Source organism: Enterobacter cloacae complex sp. P15RS (assembly GCF_014895905.1).
GTDB classification, from domain to species: domain Bacteria; phylum Pseudomonadota; class Gammaproteobacteria; order Enterobacterales; family Enterobacteriaceae; genus Enterobacter; species Enterobacter quasihormaechei.
The window spans coordinates 29,953-49,841 of sequence record NZ_JADBQL010000003.1; the positions used below are offsets into that span (position 1 = coordinate 29,953).

14 protein-coding genes are annotated in these 19,889 nt (G+C 55.2%); 4 read left to right on the plus strand and 10 right to left on the minus strand.

Annotated elements, in window-relative coordinates; all coding sequences use genetic code 11:
* Window positions 1–148: 148 nt before the first annotated feature.
* The 3 genes from focA to pflA all read left to right on the plus strand — a co-directional run bounded on the left by focA (window position 149) and on the right by pflA (window position 4,285).
* Complete coding sequence (gene focA, locus IM267_RS01550; protein ID WP_017384832.1) at window positions 149–1,006, plus strand: formate transporter FocA; 858 nt, start codon at window positions 149–151, stop codon at window positions 1,004–1,006.
* Window positions 1,007–1,057: 51 nt separating this feature from the next.
* The gene (gene pflB, locus IM267_RS01555; protein ID WP_015570975.1) at window positions 1,058–3,340 is read left to right on the plus strand and encodes a formate C-acetyltransferase; all 2,283 of its coding nucleotides are present in this window, start codon (window positions 1,058–1,060) and stop codon (window positions 3,338–3,340) included.
* Window positions 3,341–3,544: 204 nt separating this feature from the next.
* The gene (pflA, locus tag IM267_RS01560) at window positions 3,545–4,285 is read left to right on the plus strand and encodes a pyruvate formate lyase 1-activating protein (protein ID WP_003858250.1); all 741 of its coding nucleotides are present in this window, start codon (window positions 3,545–3,547) and stop codon (window positions 4,283–4,285) included.
* 36 nt (window positions 4,286–4,321) lie between these two features.
* Here the strand turns inward: pflA and IM267_RS01565 are convergent, their stop codons facing one another.
* The 10 genes from IM267_RS01565 to lrp all read right to left on the minus strand — a co-directional run bounded on the left by IM267_RS01565 (window position 4,322) and on the right by lrp (window position 18,318).
* The gene (locus tag IM267_RS01565; RefSeq protein ID WP_107535049.1) at window positions 4,322–4,843 is read right to left on the minus strand and encodes an anti-virulence regulator CigR family protein; all 522 of its coding nucleotides are present in this window, start codon (window positions 4,841–4,843) and stop codon (window positions 4,322–4,324) included.
* 123 nt (window positions 4,844–4,966) lie between these two features.
* The gene (locus IM267_RS01570) at window positions 4,967–6,115 is read right to left on the minus strand and encodes an MFS transporter (protein ID WP_063449171.1); all 1,149 of its coding nucleotides are present in this window, start codon (window positions 6,113–6,115) and stop codon (window positions 4,967–4,969) included.
* A gap of 275 nt (window positions 6,116–6,390) precedes the next feature.
* Complete coding sequence (locus tag IM267_RS01575; protein ID WP_193032546.1) at window positions 6,391–7,254, minus strand: dimethyl sulfoxide reductase anchor subunit family protein; 864 nt, start codon at window positions 7,252–7,254, stop codon at window positions 6,391–6,393.
* A 1-nt stretch (window position 7,255) separates the two neighbouring features.
* Window positions 7,256–7,873: a DMSO/selenate family reductase complex B subunit gene (locus IM267_RS01580; protein WP_017384545.1), complete on the minus strand. Its 618-nt coding sequence runs from the start codon at window positions 7,871–7,873 to the stop codon at window positions 7,256–7,258.
* Between the two features lie 10 nt (window positions 7,874–7,883).
* Window positions 7,884–10,328, minus strand: coding sequence for a dimethylsulfoxide reductase subunit A (gene dmsA, locus IM267_RS01585; RefSeq protein WP_193032547.1), 2,445 nt, complete (start codon window positions 10,326–10,328; stop codon window positions 7,884–7,886).
* Window positions 10,329–10,539: 211 nt separating this feature from the next.
* Complete coding sequence (gene serS, locus IM267_RS01590) at window positions 10,540–11,832, minus strand: serine--tRNA ligase (protein ID WP_193032548.1); 1,293 nt, start codon at window positions 11,830–11,832, stop codon at window positions 10,540–10,542.
* 92 nt (window positions 11,833–11,924) lie between these two features.
* Window positions 11,925–13,268: a replication-associated recombination protein RarA gene (gene rarA / locus IM267_RS01595; RefSeq protein WP_112793205.1), complete on the minus strand. Its 1,344-nt coding sequence runs from the start codon at window positions 13,266–13,268 to the stop codon at window positions 11,925–11,927.
* A gap of 9 nt (window positions 13,269–13,277) precedes the next feature.
* On the minus strand, window positions 13,278–13,892 hold the full coding sequence (gene lolA, locus IM267_RS01600; protein ID WP_003858270.1) for an outer membrane lipoprotein chaperone LolA: 615 nt from the start codon (window positions 13,890–13,892) through the stop codon (window positions 13,278–13,280).
* Between the two features lie 127 nt (window positions 13,893–14,019).
* Window positions 14,020–17,688 carry a DNA translocase FtsK 4TM domain-containing protein gene (locus tag IM267_RS01605; RefSeq protein WP_193032549.1) on the minus strand — a complete coding sequence of 1,223 codons (3,669 nt, stop codon included), beginning with the start codon at window positions 17,686–17,688 and terminating at the stop codon, window positions 14,020–14,022.
* 135 nt (window positions 17,689–17,823) lie between these two features.
* Window positions 17,824–18,318 (minus strand): leucine-responsive transcriptional regulator Lrp, encoded by a 495-nt coding sequence (gene lrp / locus IM267_RS01610; RefSeq protein ID WP_000228469.1) that lies wholly within the window; start codon window positions 18,316–18,318, stop codon window positions 17,824–17,826.
* A gap of 543 nt (window positions 18,319–18,861) precedes the next feature.
* Between lrp and trxB the strand changes: the two genes are divergently transcribed.
* Entirely contained in the window at window positions 18,862–19,830 is a 969-nt protein-coding gene (trxB, locus tag IM267_RS01615; protein WP_063449177.1) for a thioredoxin-disulfide reductase, read from the plus strand.
* Window positions 19,831–19,889: the final 59 nt, after the last annotated feature.

Sequence of the window (19,889 nt, forward strand, 5' to 3'; positions counted from 1 at the left end):
TACGGATAATCAAACACTTACTCCGCTTTTGCTGTAAAACCATACACACTGCGGGCCTATAAGCCAGGCGAGATATGATCTATATCAATTTCTCTTCTATAATGCTTTGTTAGTATCTCGTCGCCGACTTAATAAAGAGAGAGTTAGTGTGAAAGCTGACAACCCTTTTGATCTATTACTCCCCGCTGCGATGGCGAAAGTTGCCGAAGAAGCGGGTGTCTACAAAGCAACGAAACATCCGATGACGACGTTCTTTCTGGCCATCACGGCTGGTGTGTTCATCTCCATCGCTTTCGTCTTCTATATCACAGCCACCACCGGCACGGCCGGGATGCCTTTCGGCATAGCGAAACTGATTGGTGGTATTTGCTTCTCACTGGGTCTGATTCTTTGCGTCATCTGCGGTGCCGACCTCTTCACCTCAACGGTGTTGATTGTTGTGGCAAAAGCCAGCGGAAGAATTACCTGGGGTCAACTGGGGCGCAACTGGCTCAACGTCTACGTTGGTAACCTGATTGGCTGTCTGCTCTTTGTTCTGTTGATGTGGCTCTCTGGCGAGTACATGACCGCCAACGGCGGCTGGGGGCTTAACGTCCTGCAAACCGCTGACCACAAAATGCACCATACATTTATCGAAGCTGTTGCTCTCGGCATCCTTGCAAACCTGATGGTCTGCCTGGCGGTCTGGATGAGCTACTCTGGTCGTAGCCTGATGGATAAAGCCATGATTATGGTTCTGCCGGTTGCGATGTTTGTTGCCAGCGGCTTTGAGCACAGTATTGCGAATATGTTCATGATCCCGATGGGGATTGTTATCCGCAACTTTGCAAGCCCGGAGTTCTGGACTGCTGTTGGTTCAACCCCGGAAAGTTTTTCACACCTGACTATTATGAATTTCATTACTGATAACCTGATCCCCGTCACTATCGGGAACATTATCGGTGGGGGTCTGTTAGTTGGGTTGACATACTGGGTCATTTACCTGCGTGGCGGCGATCATCATTAATGGTTGTCTCAGGCAGTAAATAAAAAATCCACTTAAGAAGGTAGGTGTTACATGTCCGAGCTTAATGAAAAGTTAGCCACAGCCTGGGAAGGTTTTACGAAAGGTGACTGGCAGAATGAAGTCAACGTCCGTGACTTTATTCAGAAAAACTATACCCCGTATGAAGGTGACGAATCCTTCCTGGCTGGTGCAACTGACGCAACCACCAAGCTGTGGGACAGCGTAATGGAAGGCGTTAAACTGGAAAACCGCACTCACGCGCCAGTTGATTTTGACACCTCCGTTGCTTCCACCATCACTTCTCACGATGCTGGCTACATCAACAAAGCCCTTGAGAAAATCGTTGGTCTCCAGACTGAAGCACCACTGAAACGCGCAATCATCCCGTTCGGTGGCATTAAAATGGTTGAAGGTTCCTGCAAAGCGTATAACCGCGAGCTGGACCCAATGCTGAAAAAAATCTTCACCGAATACCGTAAAACCCATAACCAGGGCGTATTCGATGTTTACACCAAAGACATTCTGAACTGCCGTAAATCTGGCGTTCTGACCGGTCTGCCAGATGCCTATGGCCGTGGCCGTATCATCGGTGACTACCGTCGCGTTGCGCTGTACGGTATCGACTTCCTGATGAAAGACAAATACGCACAGTTCGTCTCTCTCCAGTCTGACCTGGAAAACGGCGTAAACCTGGAAGCGACTATCCGTCTGCGTGAAGAGATTGCTGAACAGCACCGTGCGCTGGGTCAGATCAAAGAGATGGCGGCTAAATACGGCTGCGATATCTCTGGTCCTGCAACCAACGCTCAGGAAGCTATCCAGTGGACCTACTTCGGCTACCTGGCCGCTGTTAAGTCTCAGAACGGTGCAGCAATGTCCTTCGGCCGCGTATCCACCTTCCTGGATGCGTACATCGAACGTGACCTGAAAGCAGGTAAAATCACCGAGCAAGACGCTCAGGAAATGATTGACCACCTGGTCATGAAACTGCGTATGGTTCGCTTCCTGCGTACTCCAGAATATGATGAGCTGTTCTCTGGTGACCCAATCTGGGCAACCGAATCTATCGGCGGTATGGGCGTAGATGGCCGTACTCTGGTAACCAAAAACAGCTTCCGCTTCCTGAACACCCTGTACACCATGGGTCCTTCTCCGGAGCCGAACATCACCGTTCTGTGGTCTGAAAAACTGCCTCTGAACTTCAAGAAATTCGCCGCTAAAGTGTCCATCGACACCTCTTCTCTGCAATACGAGAACGATGACCTGATGCGTCCGGACTTCAACAACGACGACTACGCTATCGCGTGCTGCGTAAGCCCAATGGTTGTTGGTAAGCAAATGCAGTTCTTCGGTGCGCGTGCAAACCTGGCGAAAACCATGCTGTACGCAATCAACGGCGGCGTTGATGAAAAACTGAAAATGCAGGTTGGTCCTAAGTCTGAACCTATCAAAGGCGACGTGCTGAACTATGACGAAGTCATGGAGCGCATGGACCACTTCATGGACTGGCTGGCTAAGCAGTACGTGACCGCGCTGAACGTTATCCACTACATGCACGACAAGTACAGCTACGAAGCCTCTCTGATGGCGCTGCACGACCGTGACGTGGTTCGTACCATGGCGTGTGGTATCGCAGGCCTGTCCGTTGCGGCTGACTCCCTGTCTGCAATCAAATATGCGAAAGTTAAACCAATTCGTGACGAAGACGGTCTGGCTATCGACTTCGAAATCGAAGGCGAATACCCGCAGTTTGGTAACAACGACGCTCGCGTGGATGACATGGCAGTTGACCTGGTAGAACGTTTCATGAAGAAAATTCAGAAACTCACTACCTACCGTAACGCTATCCCGACTCAGTCTGTTCTGACCATCACCTCTAACGTTGTGTATGGTAAGAAAACCGGTAACACCCCAGACGGTCGTCGTGCTGGCGCGCCATTCGGCCCAGGTGCTAACCCAATGCACGGTCGTGACCAGAAAGGTGCGGTTGCCTCTCTGACCTCCGTTGCTAAACTGCCGTTTGCTTACGCGAAAGATGGTATCTCTTACACCTTCTCTATCGTGCCAAACGCGCTGGGTAAAGATGACGAAGTACGTAAAACTAACCTCGCGGGTCTGATGGATGGTTACTTCCACCACGAAGCGTCCATCGAAGGTGGTCAGCACCTGAACGTGAACGTGATGAACCGTGAAATGCTGCTCGACGCGATGGAACATCCTGAGAAATATCCTCAGCTGACCATTCGTGTATCAGGTTACGCAGTACGTTTTAACTCCCTGACTAAAGAACAGCAGCAGGACGTTATCACCCGTACTTTCACTCAGTCCATGTAAGTGGAATTGACTGAAATCACGCGTTAAAAAGCGTACAATAAAGGCTCCACGTCAGTGGGGCCTTTTTAGCACCCTCTTCTCCTCAGTCTCTTTTGTCAGCTATCTATACTTTATGGATAACAGCCAAAACAGACTTCAACACAGCCGGCTTTGAGCTGTGCATACTCAGGCCCCGGACGGGCCGATGCTGGAGATATCACCGCAATGTCAATTATTGGTCGCATTCACTCCTTTGAATCCTGTGGCACCGTCGATGGCCCGGGGATCCGTTTCATCACCTTTTTCCAGGGCTGCCTGATGCGCTGCCTGTACTGCCACAACCGAGATACCTGGGATACCCACGGCGGCAAAGAAGTCACCGTTGAGGATCTGATGAAAGAGGTGGTGACCTATCGCCACTTTATGAACGCGTCCGGCGGTGGCGTGACGGCATCCGGCGGTGAAGCCATTCTTCAGGCTGAGTTTGTGCGCGACTGGTTCCGCGCCTGCCACAAAGAAGGCATTCATACCTGCCTCGACACCAACGGCTTTGTACGCCGCTACGATCCGGTTATTGATGAACTGCTTGAGGTAACCGATCTGGTGATGCTCGATCTCAAACAGATGAACGATGAAATTCACCAGAACCTGGTCGGCGTCTCGAACCACCGTACGCTGGAATTTGCCAAATACATTGCCAACAAAGGCGTCAAAACGTGGATCCGCTACGTGGTGGTGCCGGGCTGGTCAGATGATGATGATTCCGCACATCGTCTGGGCGAGTTTACCCGGGATATGGGCAACGTGGAGAAAATTGAACTCCTGCCCTATCACGAGTTGGGTAAACACAAATGGGTGGCGATGGGCGAAGAGTACAAGCTTGATGGCGTGAAGCCGCCGAAAAAAGAGACGATGGAACGCGTCAAAGGCATTCTTGAGCAGTACGGCCACAAGGTCATGTATTAAGAAAAAGGCCCGGTGAGAACCGGGCCTTTTTATATTCTATTCAAAGACGCCGTTAATAACGGCAGTCACAATCGCGGTACTCAGGGCAATTAAGACGAGGTCGTCTCCCACCACGCGCCATTCATACCCCGGATAGGAAGGAAGCTGGCCGAGCATTGAGGCCGGCACGGTTTTCTTTGCAATGCCCGGAGGCAGCGGTTTACCGCGCGCAAGATTTTTCGCAATGCCCGGAGGCAGAGAGTCATAGCCCGTTAAGCCATAATTCAGCGCCAGATGGCGGGCGCGGTCGAAGCTCACGCGCACATCGACGTCGTTACCGACATCTTTACTGTTTTTGACGCTTTTATCCGATTTTCCTGGATTATCCTGACCCTTATTTTGCTTATTACCATGGTTGCCGGCGTTGCCGTTACCATGATTGCCGCTATTACCTTGTCCGCCACCGTTTCCGTGGCCACCGCCATTCCCGTTCCCGGGATTAGCCATGACCGGAGCCGTTGCAAACGTTAAGGACAACACTACGGCAAGTGCGGTAGTGGTAAAACGACGAGTAGACATGATGGCTGCCTTTTAGTGGTAGTACGCATTTGAATTATCGCCAGGCAGTAAAAACGCACAATAAGCAAAAGTCTTATATGTGACAGGGACAAAAAAGCCTGGCATCGACAGGCTTTTAATTCATCAGGCGTGTGCCACCGGCGTGGGATGTTCGCCGACTTTGCGAAGCAGCATTAGCAGATAGATAAACGACACGCTGGCAATCATGATAAACAGCAGGTTATCAGAGTAGTTTTGCATGAGCATGGAGGTGAAAGTCGGCCCCAGCAAGCTGCCGATGGTGTAGCTCAGCAATAAAGCCTGGTTCATCGCCACCAGCTGATGATGCTCTACTTTCTCACAGGCCCAGGCCATCGCGACGGGATAGAGTGTAAAGCCCGCTGCCCCCAGAATGAACAGCGCAGGCGCCATCGCGGCGTTACTGAGCATGGCGAGGCAGCCCATGATCACCACAAAAACCTGCACGCGCAGCACCAGCAGGCGACCAAAACGATCGGCCAGACGACCGATCGGCCATTGACCTACAATCCCAGCGCTGACCATGACCGCCATCCAGAAACCGATCCCGGAATCGCTGACGCCCTGATGGTTGAGATAGAGCGGCATCAGGCCATAGAGTGAACCCAGCACAATCCCGGAGATAATGCAGCCGTTAACGCCTAAACGCGCCTGACGAAGCCTGAGCATCGGCCAGACGTGCGTAGCTTCCTGATGCTCACTGCTCTGGTTCACGATTCGGGTAAAGAGCAGCGGCAGGACCGCAGCCAGCACCATGCCCGTTACCCACGGCAGTACGCTCATCAGGTCGGTTGGGAATTTGCTGACCATCAGTTGTCCCAGAACGGTACCGACGTAATACACCATCATGTAAGCCGCCAGCAGACGCCCGCGGTTACGCGAGGTGCCGCTGCACATCAGCGCACTTTCCACCACTACCCAAATCATTGCGCAGCCGACGCCCGCAATAAAGCGCCAGACCATCCAGCTCCAGAAGCCGACCATCAGGCCTAAACCGGCGCATCCGACGGCAAAGATCAGCGACGCCAGATAATAACTACGGTTAAAACCAAAACGTTTAATAAGGCTACCCGTTAATAAGGTGCCCAGCAGATTTCCCGTAAAAAAGGACGAGCTAACCATACCCACCTGCCAGGTCGGTAAGTTTTCATGGGCCAGCCAGAGCGGGACGAGTGTGTTTAACACCGCGATCGCCAGGGTCAGCAAAAGCAGGCCACAGAGCAACAAAAGCACCGGGCGGGTATAGGTGGTCATGGATTAAAAACCGTGAGGAAGTTCAGATTTCGTGCGCATCATGCCACTGGCAAAAACAAAGTCAATCCACCGATTCAGGCGTCACGCACGATATGCGCCACGTCGATTTAAAAAACTCATCCTGCTAATGCAAAGCCTGCTACAGATATTAATTATCTATTTGTTTTTATTTATATCCGGGAAATTCTTAAGCGAAACATCAGTTGAAAAATTTCATGAATGAAAAAAGAAAAGCCGGGCGCTATGTCCCGGCTTTATATAACAAAAAATAAAAACTAGCTGGCGATAGCCATACCGACCGTCATATGCAGACCGTAAAACACGCCGCGGCCAATCAGTTCCCCGGCCAGCACCAGTACAAACGCCAGCGACACTAACGGCAGCGCGGGCTGGTAGCCTTTAAGCTGAGGGGCAACCCAGCAGACCAGCGCCGCCGTCAGCAGCACCACGCGCCAGGCCATCAGCGAACCGTATTCAGGAACCAGGGCCGAAGCCTGTTGGATAGAGCTGTGAATCGTCGCCAGCTCCGCTCCCTGCATCAGCGCCACAACGGTACTGATGACCAGTGCCAGCAGCGAGACCGCAGGCAGCAGGCGCATCGCCCAACCCGTAACGCCGGCCACGCGGAGCAGCAGATAACCCAGCAGCGGGCCGCCAATGAACATCGTCAGGAAGAAGCTCATCGGTGTCCAGACGCTGTACCAGGTCGGAACGGTGTCAATCGTGTTGTACACCCGAATCATCATCCAGACGAATACCACGCCCAGTACCATGGTGACGATAAGCCACAACGCGCGTAACACTGACGGCAGCTTGTTCACCGCTGCCAGCAGCCACCCCAGCCCGCCTACGGCAAAGAAGATTGCGCCGCTGGCAATCTCATTACTCAGCGAAGAGGCGCCCACGCGATTCAGGGAGTTGAACGCGCGCATTGGCGAACCCAGGTGCAGCGTGGAGGCGATAAAGCCAATGCCCATCAGCACCCACAGACCAAACATACTGAGCACCAGACGCTGCTGCCGTTCTGCACTGAGATTACCTTTCATAAGCGCCAGCGCGAGGACAATAAACCCGCCCACCACGCACTGTCCAAAGACCGTGAAGATCATCAGCGGCCATTCATGCCATCCACTTCCCATCTCACACCTCCTTCGGGTTTGCCAGGTAGCCGGTGGTGTCACCCGTCGGACGGCTGTTGGCGTTAGGTTTGATCACAATACTCGGCTTCGTGAAGTGCGCAGACGGCAGCGGCGCGACGGCGGCAAGCTGGCCGTGTTTTTTACGCAGCTCCTCAATCGGGCCAAAGTCCAGCGCGCGCAGCGGGCAGGACTCGACGCAGATGGGCTTTTTGCCGTCCGCGACGCGGCTGTGGCAGCCGTCGCACTTGGTCATGTGGCCTTTAGCGGCGTTGTACTGTGGCGCGCCGTACGGGCAGGCCATGTGGCAGTAGCGACAGCCGATGCAGACGTCCTCGTCCACCACCACAAAGCCGTCGTCGCGCTTGTGCATTGCCCCGCTCGGACAGACCTTGGTACAGGCCGGATCTTCGCAGTGGTTGCAGGCAATCGACAGGTAATAGGCGAAGACATTCTGATGCCAGACGCCGTTGTCCTCCTGCCAGTCGCCGCCCGCGTATTCATAAATACGACGGAAGCTGACGTCCGGGGTCAGGTCCTTATAATCCTTGCAGGCCAGCTCGCAGGTTTTGCACCCGGTGCAACGGCTGGAATCAATAAAAAATCCATACTGGGTTGTCATCGGTTACTCCTTACGCCTTTTCAACCTGAACGAGGTTCGTGTGGGATGGGTTGCCCTTCGCCAGCGGCGATGGACGCTGCGTAGTGAGAACGTTGATGCAGCCCGCCTGATCGATGCGATTCGCATCCGGGTTATACCAGGCCCCTTCCCCCAGCGCGACAACGCCCGGCATCATGCGCGGCGTCACTTTGGCTTCGATATGCACCTCGCCACGCCCGTTGAAGATACGTACGCGATCGCCATTACTGATGCCGCGCGCTTTCGCATCCATCGGGTTGATCCACATCTCCTGCCGGCAGGCCGCTTTCAGTACGTCAACGTTGCCGTAGGTGGAGTGAACACGCGCTTTATAGTGGAAACCGGTCAACTGAAGCGGGAATTTCTCCGTCAGCGGATCGTTGTAGTTTTCGAAACCAGGCGTATAGATCGGCAGTGGATCGATAACGTCCCCTTCCGGCAATTCCCAGGTCGCGGCAATTTTTGCCAGCTCTTCCGAATAGATCTCGATTTTGCCCGACGGCGTGGTCAGCGGATTGGCTACCGGATCCTCGCGGAAGGCTTTGTACGCCACGTGATGCCCGTCCGGGTCGCGCTGTTTGTACATCCCCTGCTTGCGGAAGGTATCGAAGTCCGGCAGGTCTGGAATGGCTTTGCGGGAGAGCTCATGCAGATGGCGCATCCACCCTTCCTGAGTGCGTCCCTCGGTGAACTGCTGCTCAACGCCAAGACGTTTCGCCAGCTCGGACGTCATCTCATAGATGGTTTTGCACTCGAAGCGCGGTTTGATGGCCTGGTCAGTGAAGATCACATAGGACATGTTGCCGCAGGAGGCGTCCAGCGCAAAATCCATCTGCTCAGAGGCGGTGCAGTCTGGTAGCAGGATATCGGCATACTTCGCCGACGAGGTCATATGGCAGTCGATCACCACAATCATTTCGCACTTCTTATCGTCCTGCAAGATTTCGTGGGTGCGGTTGATTTCGGAGTGCTGGTTGATCAGGCAGTTGCCGGCATAGTTCCAGATCATTTTGATCGGCACATCCAGCTTATCTTTGCCCCGAACGCCGTCGCGCAGCGCGGTCATTTCCGGGCCGCGCTCGATCGCGTCAGTCCACATAAACATAGAGATGCTGGTCTGAACCGGATTGTCCAGCGTTGGCATACGTTCAAACGGTACTTCATACGAGCCTTCACGCGCGCCGCTATTACCGCCGTGAATGCCGACGTTGCCGGTCAGAATTGAGAGCATAGAAATGGCGCGAGTGGCAATCTCACCATTCGCGTGGCGCTGTGGTCCCCAGCCCTGGCTGATATAAGCCGGTTTGGCTGAACCGATTTCACGTGCCAGCTGAACAATACGTTCGACAGGAATGCCGGTGATAATGGATGCCCACTCCGGGGTTTTCGCCACGCCGTCGCTGCCCTGGCCAAGAATATAGGCTTTATAGTGCCCGTTAGCCGGTGCGCTGGCTGGCAGCGTCTTCTCATCATAACCAACGCAGTATTTATCCAGGAACGGCTGGTCGACGAGGTTTTCAGTAATCATCACATACGCCAGCGCATTGACCAGCGCCGCGTCGGTACCAGGGCGAATGGGGATCCACTCGTCTTCACGCCCGGCGCCGGTATCGGTGTAGCGCGGATCGACGATGATCATTCGTGCGTTGGATTTGGCGCGCGCCTGCTCAAGGTAATAGGTTACCCCGCCGCCGCTCATGCGCGTTTCGCCCGGGTTATTGCCGAACAACACCACCAGTTTACTGTTTTCGATATCTGACGGGCTGTTGCCGTCTGCCCAGCCGCCGTAGGTGTAGTTCAGGCCCGCGGCAATCTGTGCGGAAGAGTAGTCGCCATAATGGTTGAGATAGCCGCCGCAGCAGTTCATCAGGCGCGCTACCAGCGTTTTACCCGGCGGCCAGGAACGGGTCATGGTGCCGCCAAGCGTCCCGGTGCCGTAGTTCAGGTAGATGGATTCGTTGCCGTACTCTTTGATCAGGCGCTGCATGTTGGTCGCGATAATATCGTAGGCTTCGTCCCAGCTAATGCGCTCGAACTTCCCTTCCCCACGCTTACCGACACGCTTCATCGGATATTTCAGACGATCCGGGTTATAAACGCGACGGCGCATTGAGCGGCCACGCAGACAGGCACGAACCTGATGTAACCCTTCGTAGTTATCATCGCCGGTATTGTCGGTTTCTACGTATTTGATTTCACCGTCCACGACGTGCATACGCAGCGGACAACGGCTACCACAGTTAACGGTACAGGCACTCCACACCACTTTTTCCGGGGCTGAAGCGGGAGACAGAGCCTCCGCCGCCGACGCCAGTCGGGTAAAGGGGAGCGTAAAGGCGCTGCTGGCAACAGCCAGGCCGCCTATTGCCGTGGTTTTCATCAACCCACGGCGAGTGACCTCGGCAGCCATTAACGCTTCAGGCGCTTTGATTTTCATAAAGACTCACTTTGGTTGCTCACAAAGAAAAGAGAGGCGGTGCAAACCGCTATGTAGTTTTATATATAACGAAAAGCTACGTTATCGGTGTTTTATGCTAACTTTCGTTCGGAGGAGTATTACTACTTTAGAGGGAGGAGGTATTGCGTCGTATCAAATCAGGGATATAAAAAAAGCGCCCTGAGGCGCTTTTTTGTTTTGAAGCAAAATATTAACCGATGAACTGCTGGCCTTTCATGTAAGGACGCAGCACCTCAGGGATCTCAATGCGACCGTCTGCCTGCTGGTAGTTCTCCAGCACGGCCACCAGCGTACGGCCAACCGCCAGACCAGAACCGTTCAGGGTATGAACCAGACGGGTCTTCTTGTCGGACTTGCTGCGGCAACGCGCCTGCATACGACGCGCCTGGAAATCCCAGACGTTAGAGCAGGAAGAGATTTCACGGTAGGTGTTCTGCGCAGGCACCCACACTTCGAGGTCGAAGGTTTTGCAGGCGCCGAAGCCCATATCCCCGGTGCACAGCGCCATACGGCGGTAAGGCAGCCCCAGCAGCTCCAGCACTTTTTCCGCGTGGCCGGTCATCTCTTCCAGCGCATCCATCGATTCTTCCGGACGAACGATCTGCACCATCTCAACTTTATCGAACTGGTGCATACGGATCAGGCCGCGAGTATCACGACCGTAAGAGCCCGCTTCAGAACGGAAGCAAGGAGAGTGCGCGGTCAGTTTGATTGGCAGATCGTCTTCGTCGATGATCTCGTCACGCACCAGGTTGGTCAGCGGCACTTCCGCGGTTGGGATCAGCGCGTAGTTACTGCTGTCTGCTTCCTCGTCCAGCGGACGGGTGTGGAACAGATCGCCGGCAAATTTCGGCAGCTGGCCTGTACCGTACAGCGTATCGTGGTTAACCAGATACGGTACGTAGGTTTCGCTGTAGCCGTGCTGCTCGGTGTGCAGATCCAGCATGAACTGAGCCAATGCGCGGTGCAGGTGAGCAATTTGCCCTTTCATCACCACGAAGCGAGAACCGGTCAGCTTAACCGCTGCCGCAAAGTCCAGGCCCGCGTGCATTTCGCCCAGCGTCACGTGGTCGCGCACTTCGAAGTCAAATTCGCGAGGCGTACCCCAGCGTTTCACTTCAACGTTGTCGTTTTCGTCTTTGCCGACAGGCACGCTGTCGTCAGGAATGTTCGGGATCGCCAGAGCAATATCGCGAATTTCAGCCTGAAGAACGTCCAGTTCAGCTTTCGCCTTATCCAGCTCTTCACCCAGCTTGTTCACTTCCAGGCGTAATGGCTCAATGTCTTCCCCGCGCGCTTTCGCCTGGCCAATGGATTTCGATCGAGAATTACGCTCTGCTTGCAGATTTTGAGTTTGTACCTGCAAAACTTTACGACGCTCTTCGAGAGCGCGCAGCTTATCTACATCCAGCTTAAAGCCCCGGCGTGCCAGTTTTTCAGCGACTGCGTCTGGCTCATTACGCAGCAGATTGGGATCGAGCATGCTTATCCTGTGCTTATCGAATTAAAAAAGGAAAAAGTGACCACAGCCTGCGGCCACAGAGATATATTGCCAACATTACCGCAACGATTGAACTAACGGTAGCGTTTTATAGGGCTATTTTGATCCTGTCCGGCAAGCCAGGCGAGCTTTTCGCCAATCTTACCCTCAAGACCTCTGTTTGTGGGGTGATAATAGCGGGTTTGTGCCATCTCCTGCGGGAAATACTCCTCCCCGGCGGCGTAGGCATTGGGTTCATCATGGGCGTAGCGATACTCCTGCCCGTAACCCATCTCTTTCATCAGCTTAGTGGGGGCATTGCGAAGATGTACCGGAACGTCGTAATCCGGACGTTCACGTGCATCCGACATCGCCGCTTTGAAGGCGGTATACACCGCATTGCTTTTCGGTGCGCAGGCCAGATAGACAATTGCCTGAGCAATGGCGCGCTCACCCTCCGCAGGCCCGACGCGGGTAAAGCAATCCCAGGCGGAAAGCGCGACCTGCATGGCGCGCGGATCGGCATTGCCTACGTCTTCCGAGGCAATCGCCAGGCAGCGGCGCGCGACATATAACGGATCGCCACCGGCGGTGATGATACGCGCATACCAGTAGAGCGCCGCATCCGGCGCGCTGCCGCGCACGGACTTATGCAGCGCAGAGATAAGGTCGTAGAAACGGTCGCCTTTATTATCGAAGCGCGCGCTGCGTTCACCGGCAATTTCGGTGAGCAGTTCAGGCTTCAATACGCGCTTGCCCGCATCGTCCACTTCGGCCATATCGGCCATCATTTCGAGCGTGTTCAGCGCCCGACGGGCATCACCGTTCACCAGTTCGGCGATCGCACGACGCGTCTCGTCCGGCAGAACGATATCCTGCCCGCCGTAACCCCGCGCTTTGTCGTCCATCGCTTGCGTCAGAACCTTTTCGATATCTTCCGTGGTCAGCGATTTAAGCAGATACACGCGCGCACGGGACAGCAGCGCAGAGTTCAGTTCAAACGACGGGTTTTCCGTGGTGGCGCCGATGAAGAAAATCGTACCGTCTTCAATGTGCGGCAGGAAGGCATCCTGCTGGCTCTTGTTGAAGCGGTGAACTTCGTCGACAAACAGAATGGTGCGACGTCCGGCATTGCGGTTTTGTCGCGCCCGTTCGATCGCCTCGCGGATCTCTTTCACCCCCGACGTGACCGCCGAGATGCGCTCAACGTCCGCGTTGGCATAGCGGGCAATCACTTCAGCGAGCGTGGTTTTTCCGGTGCCGGGAGGCCCCCAGAGGATCATGGAGTGCAGATGCCCGGCCTCGATGGCGCGCGGCAAGGGTTTCCCCGCAGCCAGCAGATGTTGCTGACCGATGTACTGCGCTAAATTTTCTGGCCGCATACGGGCGGCCAGAGGTTGAAACGCATTATCTGAAAAATCGAGCGACAGGTTGCTCACTCATGCCTCTTACTTATTGCGTTGGTCATCCACCGTTACGCCCTGCGGCGGGGTAAAGGTGAATTTCGATGCATCAACAGCGCCGTTTTGCTGAGACTTCAACTGATAGCTGCTGCGCTGATCGTCCTGCTCAACCGCGCCAAACTGATTGATGGTGCCGTTGCTGCTCACGTTAATGGTGAACTGCTTCAGGTTACCGTTGCTGCCTTTTGGCGTCAGGACAAACTCGTCGCCGTTTTGTTTAATGTTGTACTGCTGCCAGTCGCTGGACTGGTTACGGGCAATGAGCATAAACGGCGTATTGCTGGTCGCGTCTTTCAGCCAGGTGGCGGTCGCCTGCTCAACAAACGGGTTGTAGAACCACAGGGTTTTACCGTCAGACACCAGAACGCTTTCATCCGGCTGGGTCATGTGCCAGTTGAACAGATTTGGGCGCTTCACCCACAAATCTCCCTGCCCTTCCTGCACCGCGTTGCCGCTGCCGTCAGTCACTTTTTGCGTGAAGCTGGCGTGGAAGCTGCTCACTTTATCCAGTCGGCTTTTAAGGTCGCTGGCTGCATCAGCCCAGACGCTGCTGGCAACAAAACTGGAGAGTAATGCACAGGCGATGGCGATTTTTTTCATTGTTATTCCTTAAAATACGTCTTCCCGATATGGGGGTTCCGTTTCCATTCTGTACCTGCCCGAAGGCAGGCGACAGAAGAATATGCTTAATTTTTGCTGATTTACCCTTCTTTGCAATCGCTGAAGGTTACTCAAACGGCGGTGGCGCCAGCACCTCACGGTTACCGTTGTGCCCCTGTTCGCTCACGATGCCCTGCGCTTCCATCTGCTCAATGATACGCGCCGCGCGGTTGTAGCCGATACGGAACTGGCGCTGCACGCCCGAGATGGACGCTTTACGTTTTTCGGTGACGAAATTAACCGCCTGGTCGAATAACGGATCCAGCTCTTCGCCGCCGTCAAAACCACCGCCGCCACCTTCGCTTTCGCTGTCGGAGGTGATGCCGTCAACGTATTGCGGACGCCCGCGCGCTTTCCAGTCCTGCACAACCGCGTGCACTTCCTGGTCGCGAACAAACGCACCGTGAACACGCACCGGCGAGGTGGAGTTCGGCCCGGAGTAGAGCATATCACCCATCCCCAGCAGCGACTCTGCTCCGCCCTGGTCAAGGATAGTACGCGAGTCAATTTTACTCGACACGGTAAACGCGATACGGGTCGGGATGTTTGCCTTAATGAGACCGGTGATAACGTCCACGGACGGACGCTGCGTAGCCAGAACCAGGTGGATACCCGCCGCACGCGCTTTCTGTGCCAGACGTGCAATCAGCTCTTCCACTTTCTTACCAACGGTCATCATCAGGTCGGCAAATTCATCCACCAGCACCACGATGTAAGGCAGTTTTTCCAGCACCGGATGTTGGGCATCCATGCTGTCACCCGGCTTCCAGTATGGGTCCGGAATCGGACGACCCATGCGCGCCGCCTCGGCGATCTTCTCGTTATAACCGGCAAGATTACGCACGCCCAGCGCCGACATCAGCTTGTAGCGACGCTCCATTTCATTGACGCTCCAGCGCAGTGCGTTGGCGGCGTCCTTCATGTCGGTGACCACTTCCGTCAGCAGGTGCGGAATACCTTCGTAGACGGACAGTTCGAGCATTTTCGGGTCGATCATGATGAAACGCACGTCTTCAGGCTGCGCTTTGTAGAGCATGCTGAGGATCATGGCGTTCACACCGACCGATTTACCGGAACCGGTAGTACCCGCAACCAGCAGGTGCGGCATTTTCGCGAGATCGGCAACCACCGGATCGCCCGCAATGTCTTTCCCCAGCACCACGGTCAGCGGGGAAGGATTATCGCGGAACTTGGTGTTGTCCAGCACTTCACGCAGATAGACGGTCTGGCGTTTCTTGTTTGGCAGCTCAAGGCCAACGTAAGGCTTGCCTGGAATCACTTCCACCACGCGAACAGCCACAGTCGACAGGGAACGCGCCAGGTCGCGGGAGAGGTTAGAAATACGCGCCGCTTTTACGCCCGGTGCCAGGTTCAGTTCGAAACGGGTGATCACCGGGCCCGGTGAGTAGTTCACCACGTCCGCTTTAATACGGAAGTCAGCCAGACGCGCTTCCACCAGACGGGCCATCTGCTCGAGGGCAAAAGTATCAACCGGCTCGACTTCAGCCGGCGGCGGCGTTAACAGATCCAGCGACGGCAGCGGCGTGCTTGGACGTTGCAGCGGTCGGCTGTCTCCGTTACGCATCAGCAGCGGATGAATCAGGCTCTCCTGCGGCTGCGGCTGCGGTGCCGGCTGCTGGAACTGCGGCTGTGGCGGTTGGGCAGGCGTCTGCGGCTGAGCATACGCCTGCGGCGCCGGTTGTTGCGGCTGCGCGTAAGCCTGTGGCGCTGGCGCCTGACGCACCGGCTCCACTTCCGGCATTACGCTCGGCGTGAACAGCGGTTCGCTTGGGCCATCATCCACCAGATCTTTCATTGGTGAGAATTCGAAATCCGACAGCGAGAACGGGTTTGCCCCCGAAGGCTGCTCACCGGAATAACGCTGCTGCTGCGTAGCGGCAAACTGGCGCGCCAGCTCCGCTTCGGCCGCAACGTCGTCGTCCTGCTGTGAAGGCACGTCGTGCTGATACTCGTCGCCGTAACGCTGATTCTGCTGGGCGGCAAACTGACGCGCCAGCTCGTCCTGATGCAGTTCGTCTGCATCATCTTCGTAGTCAGAACCACGCATTTTCTCTTCTGCCATACGCTGGGAAGGCAGTTTAATGCCATAAGAGGCCAGCTCCCGGCGAGTCGGTACGCGCACGCGGTTAGGGCGCGGCAGCTGTGGACCAATGCCCTCTTTCACCTGAGGACGCGGGGCGCTGTCGGTTGCCGGGCTGAATAGCGGAGCGGACGCGGCAGCGGCTGCCGTTGCCTGCTTCACGGCTTCAGTACCCGACGCAACGGCTGGCGTAGGGTCTACAGGTGGAACGCTGACCGAAGGCGCTTTTGCAACTAGCTCCTGTACCGGCTCGGGCACGGGCTGATACCAGGCGGCAAGCTGCTCGCGCTCACGGGCGCGGCGCTCTTCCACTTCTTCAAAATAGTACAGTGGCGGACGAGACGGCTTCGCTTCCTCGACCACTTCAGGTTCAGGCTCCGGCGCAACGTAGGGCTGTTCATGTACAACGGGTTCTGGCGTATAAGCCTGATACGGTTGTTGCGGCTCGGTGACAGGCTCAGGCGGCTGATACGGCTGCTGCCACTGCTCCTGCTGAACGGGAATATAGCTTTCTGGCTCAGGCGCAATGGTCGGCTCAGGCGTATGGACGCCAGGCGCAGTCTGCCAGTCTACCTGCGGTTGCTGAATCGCGGACTCCGGGGCAGGCACAGGCGAGGACGGCATCACGGCTTCAACAGGTGCAACATAGGCCTGCGCCGCCGTCGTTGCGGCAGCAGCAGCGGCTACCGGTTCAGTCACGGAATGACCATTCAGCAGCGGATCGTATTCGTCATACTCACCCGGCGTGGCGCGATGACCAGAGAACAGCACGTCATCAGGATCGACGACCGCACCGCGATACTCAATCTGCTCGTCTTCATCCATACGTTTGCCGGAGAACAGCGCGGCGTCCGTTTTACGGCCTAACGGGTTCGCAAATTTTTCAGCGACGCGCTGGCGGCGCGCCAGGGCACCGCGCAGAATACGCGCGCGACGAGACTCACGACGCTCATCAGGCGCATCGTCTTCGTCATACTCATCTTCGTATTCATCTTCATCGACCCACGTATCGTCACGACGGGTACGGTTGCTGGCGAACGTCAGTAGCGTCAGAATAAAGCTGCCGATCTTCTCAGCAATGCTCACCCAGGACCAGCCGGTAAACAGCGTCAGCCCCGCCGCCCAGATACACAGCAGCGCCAGCGTGCCGCCGCTGCTGTGAAGCATCGGTTGCAGCGCGGAGCTCAGAAGGCTGCCGATCACCCCGCCGGAGGCGAAATACCAGATATCATCGGCGTTGATCGCCGCCAGTCCACAGGAGGTGAGGATCAGCGCCAGGGCGCCAATCAGGCGCAGCGAAACGGCAAAATAATCGATGTAGTCGTCGTTCTGTCGATGACGCCAGGCAAACCAGCATCCGCCAATAATGATGACGGGCAGGGTATAGGCCATCACACCGAAAATGAAAAAGAGCGTGTCCGCAAGCCAGGCGCCGGGAACGCCACCTAAGTTATGGATAGGCTCATGCCATGCGGTTTGTGACCAGCTGGGATCTGAGGGGTTGAAACTGAGTAAGGCGGCCATCAGCCAGACGGCAAAAAGGGCAATAACAATCAGCAAAGCCTCGAGGAGACGACGTCCGCTGCTTAGCTTCGATAGTGTGACTTCTTTGTCTTCAGTGTATTCCTGGCTCAAGAAAGGCTCTCCAGGTATCAGGCATGTCCTGCCTGTGTGCTAAAACGGACAACAGCGCCGGGTATCCCCGGCACTGTTGCTGTATGGATTAACAGGAGTGTAATCAAACTACACTGATTTTGCACCTGTTCCGTGTTAGCGCGTCTTAATAACCAGACGATTGCTCTGTTTGACCTCTTCCATCACCACATAAGTACGGGTGTCGTTCACGCCTGGCAGACGCAGCAGGGTTTCACCCAGCAGCTTACGGTAGGCGGACATATCGGGCACACGGGTTTTCAACAGGTAGTCGAAATCACCGGAAACCAGATGACACTCTTGAATTTCTTCAAGTTTTTGTACAGCGGCGTTAAATTGCTCAAACACATCCGGTGCACCACGATTCAGAGTAATCTCAACAAATACCAGAAGTGAGGCATCCAGATAATGCGGGTTCAGCAGAGCCGTATAGCCCTGGATAAAACCCTGTCTTTCCAGTCGACGCACACGCTCAAGGCACGGCGTCGGGGAAAGTCCCACACGTTTTGAAAGCTCGACGTTGGAAATACGCCCATCCTTTTGCAATTCATTAAGAATGTTACGATCGATACGGTCGAGATCTTTGCCAGGGCGCTTCTTGCTATCTACCATTATTATTGTCTCTCTGTATTCCTTCCCTACTCCTGCCTGGACCCTGTGCACATCACTGTTCAGAGCCTGCACCCGTTATTCATCACATCGCCTGGTTATGTATTTGACGCGATGTGGATTCGGGTTCTGCGGTAAGAAGACCGTTGCCCGAAAGCAGTCACAGACATCACGTATGGCGTCTGTCCACACCATGCGTAGATTTCACTGACCCGGTAAAAATGGCATTTACGTGCATGTCTATTCGGCATGCAGTTCATGCGTCTTTTTTTCTTCCTTGAATGTTTTCGCAAAAGCGCAGGGGATTGTCAAAGCAAAACATCGATTTTTAGTACAAGATGCCGGATATTCATTACGGAGGGGTATTAATCCTCATTTTATTGCCTTATAAACGCGCGATTTTCAGTAGCAGACGTGATATGAACGCATCTGATTCATAGGGCGCGGCTATTGCATATATCGGAAGCAAAACTGCCGTGCTCTTTTTTTACGGCAACAAATTCCCTACAATCCAGCCCATTGCCTGCCAACAACAATGGGGATCTCATGGGCACGACCAAACACAGTAAGCTGCTAATCCTTGGTTCTGGACCTGCGGGATATACCGCAGCGGTCTATGCTGCACGCGCTAACCTGCAACCGGTACTGATCACCGGGATGGAAAAAGGCGGTCAGCTGACCACCACCACGGAAGTGGAGAACTGGCCGGGCGACCCGAACGACCTGACCGGGCCGCTGCTGATGGAGCGCATGCACGAGCATGCCGCCAAATTCGAAACCGAAATCCTGTTCGACCACATTAACAAAGTGGATTTGCAGAACCGTCCGTTCCGCCTGACGGGTGACAGCGGTGAATACACCTGCGATGCGCTGATCATTGCCACCGGCGCCTCTGCCCGTTATCTCGGCCTGCCGTCTGAAGAAGCGTTCAAAGGCCGCGGCGTGTCAGCCTGCGCAACCTGCGACGGTTTCTTCTATCGCAACCAGAAAGTTGCGGTGATCGGCGGCGGTAATACCGCGGTCGAAGAAGCGCTGTACCTGGCGAACATCGCCTCGGAAGTGCACTTGATCCACCGTCGCGACACCTTCCGCGCCGAGAAGATCCTGATCAAACGCCTGATGGATAAAGTGGCGAGCGGCAACATCGTGCTGCACACCAACCGTACGCTGGAAGAAGTGACCGGCGACCAGATGGGCGTGGCGGGTCTGCGTATTCGTGATACGCAGAACACCGACACCGTCGAAACGCTGGAGGTGGCGGGCCTGTTCGTGGCCATCGGCCATAGCCCGAACACGGCTATCTTCGAAGGTCAGCTGGAGCTGGAAAACGGCTACATTAAAGTGCAGTCCGGCATTCACGGCAACGCGACCCAGACCAGCGTTCCGGGCGTCTTTGCGGCAGGCGACGTCATGGACCATATTTATCGTCAGGCGATCACCTCTGCGGGCACCGGCTGTATGGCCGCGCTGGACGCAGAACGCTATCTGGACGGACTGGCTGAACAAGGTAAATAATCTTTACAAGTCAGTAACAAACGTAAATAAAGGCGGCCATTGGTCGCCTTTATTTTTGC

Coding starts and splice junctions, on each gene's coding strand:
- dmsA (WP_193032547.1), bottom strand. CDS start 10,328: ATGAAAATCAAAGCGCCTGAAGCGTTAATGGCTGCCGAGGTCACTCGC.
- IM267_RS01570 (WP_063449171.1), bottom strand. CDS start 6,115: ATGACCACCTATACCCGCCCGGTGCTTTTGTTGCTCTGTGGCCTGCTT.
- lrp (WP_000228469.1), bottom strand. CDS start 18,318: ATGGTAGATAGCAAGAAGCGCCCTGGCAAAGATCTCGACCGTATCGAT.
- IM267_RS01575 (WP_193032546.1), bottom strand. CDS start 7,254: ATGGGAAGTGGATGGCATGAATGGCCGCTGATGATCTTCACGGTCTTT.
- IM267_RS01565 (WP_107535049.1), bottom strand. CDS start 4,843: ATGTCTACTCGTCGTTTTACCACTACCGCACTTGCCGTAGTGTTGTCC.
- serS (WP_193032548.1), bottom strand. CDS start 11,832: ATGCTCGATCCCAATCTGCTGCGTAATGAGCCAGACGCAGTCGCTGAA.
- IM267_RS01580 (WP_017384545.1), bottom strand. CDS start 7,873: ATGACAACCCAGTATGGATTTTTTATTGATTCCAGCCGTTGCACCGGG.
- lolA (WP_003858270.1), bottom strand. CDS start 13,892: ATGAAAAAAATCGCCATCGCCTGTGCATTACTCTCCAGTTTTGTTGCC.
- pflB (WP_015570975.1), top strand. CDS start 1,058: ATGTCCGAGCTTAATGAAAAGTTAGCCACAGCCTGGGAAGGTTTTACG.
- trxB (WP_063449177.1), top strand. CDS start 18,862: ATGGGCACGACCAAACACAGTAAGCTGCTAATCCTTGGTTCTGGACCT.
- pflA (WP_003858250.1), top strand. CDS start 3,545: ATGTCAATTATTGGTCGCATTCACTCCTTTGAATCCTGTGGCACCGTC.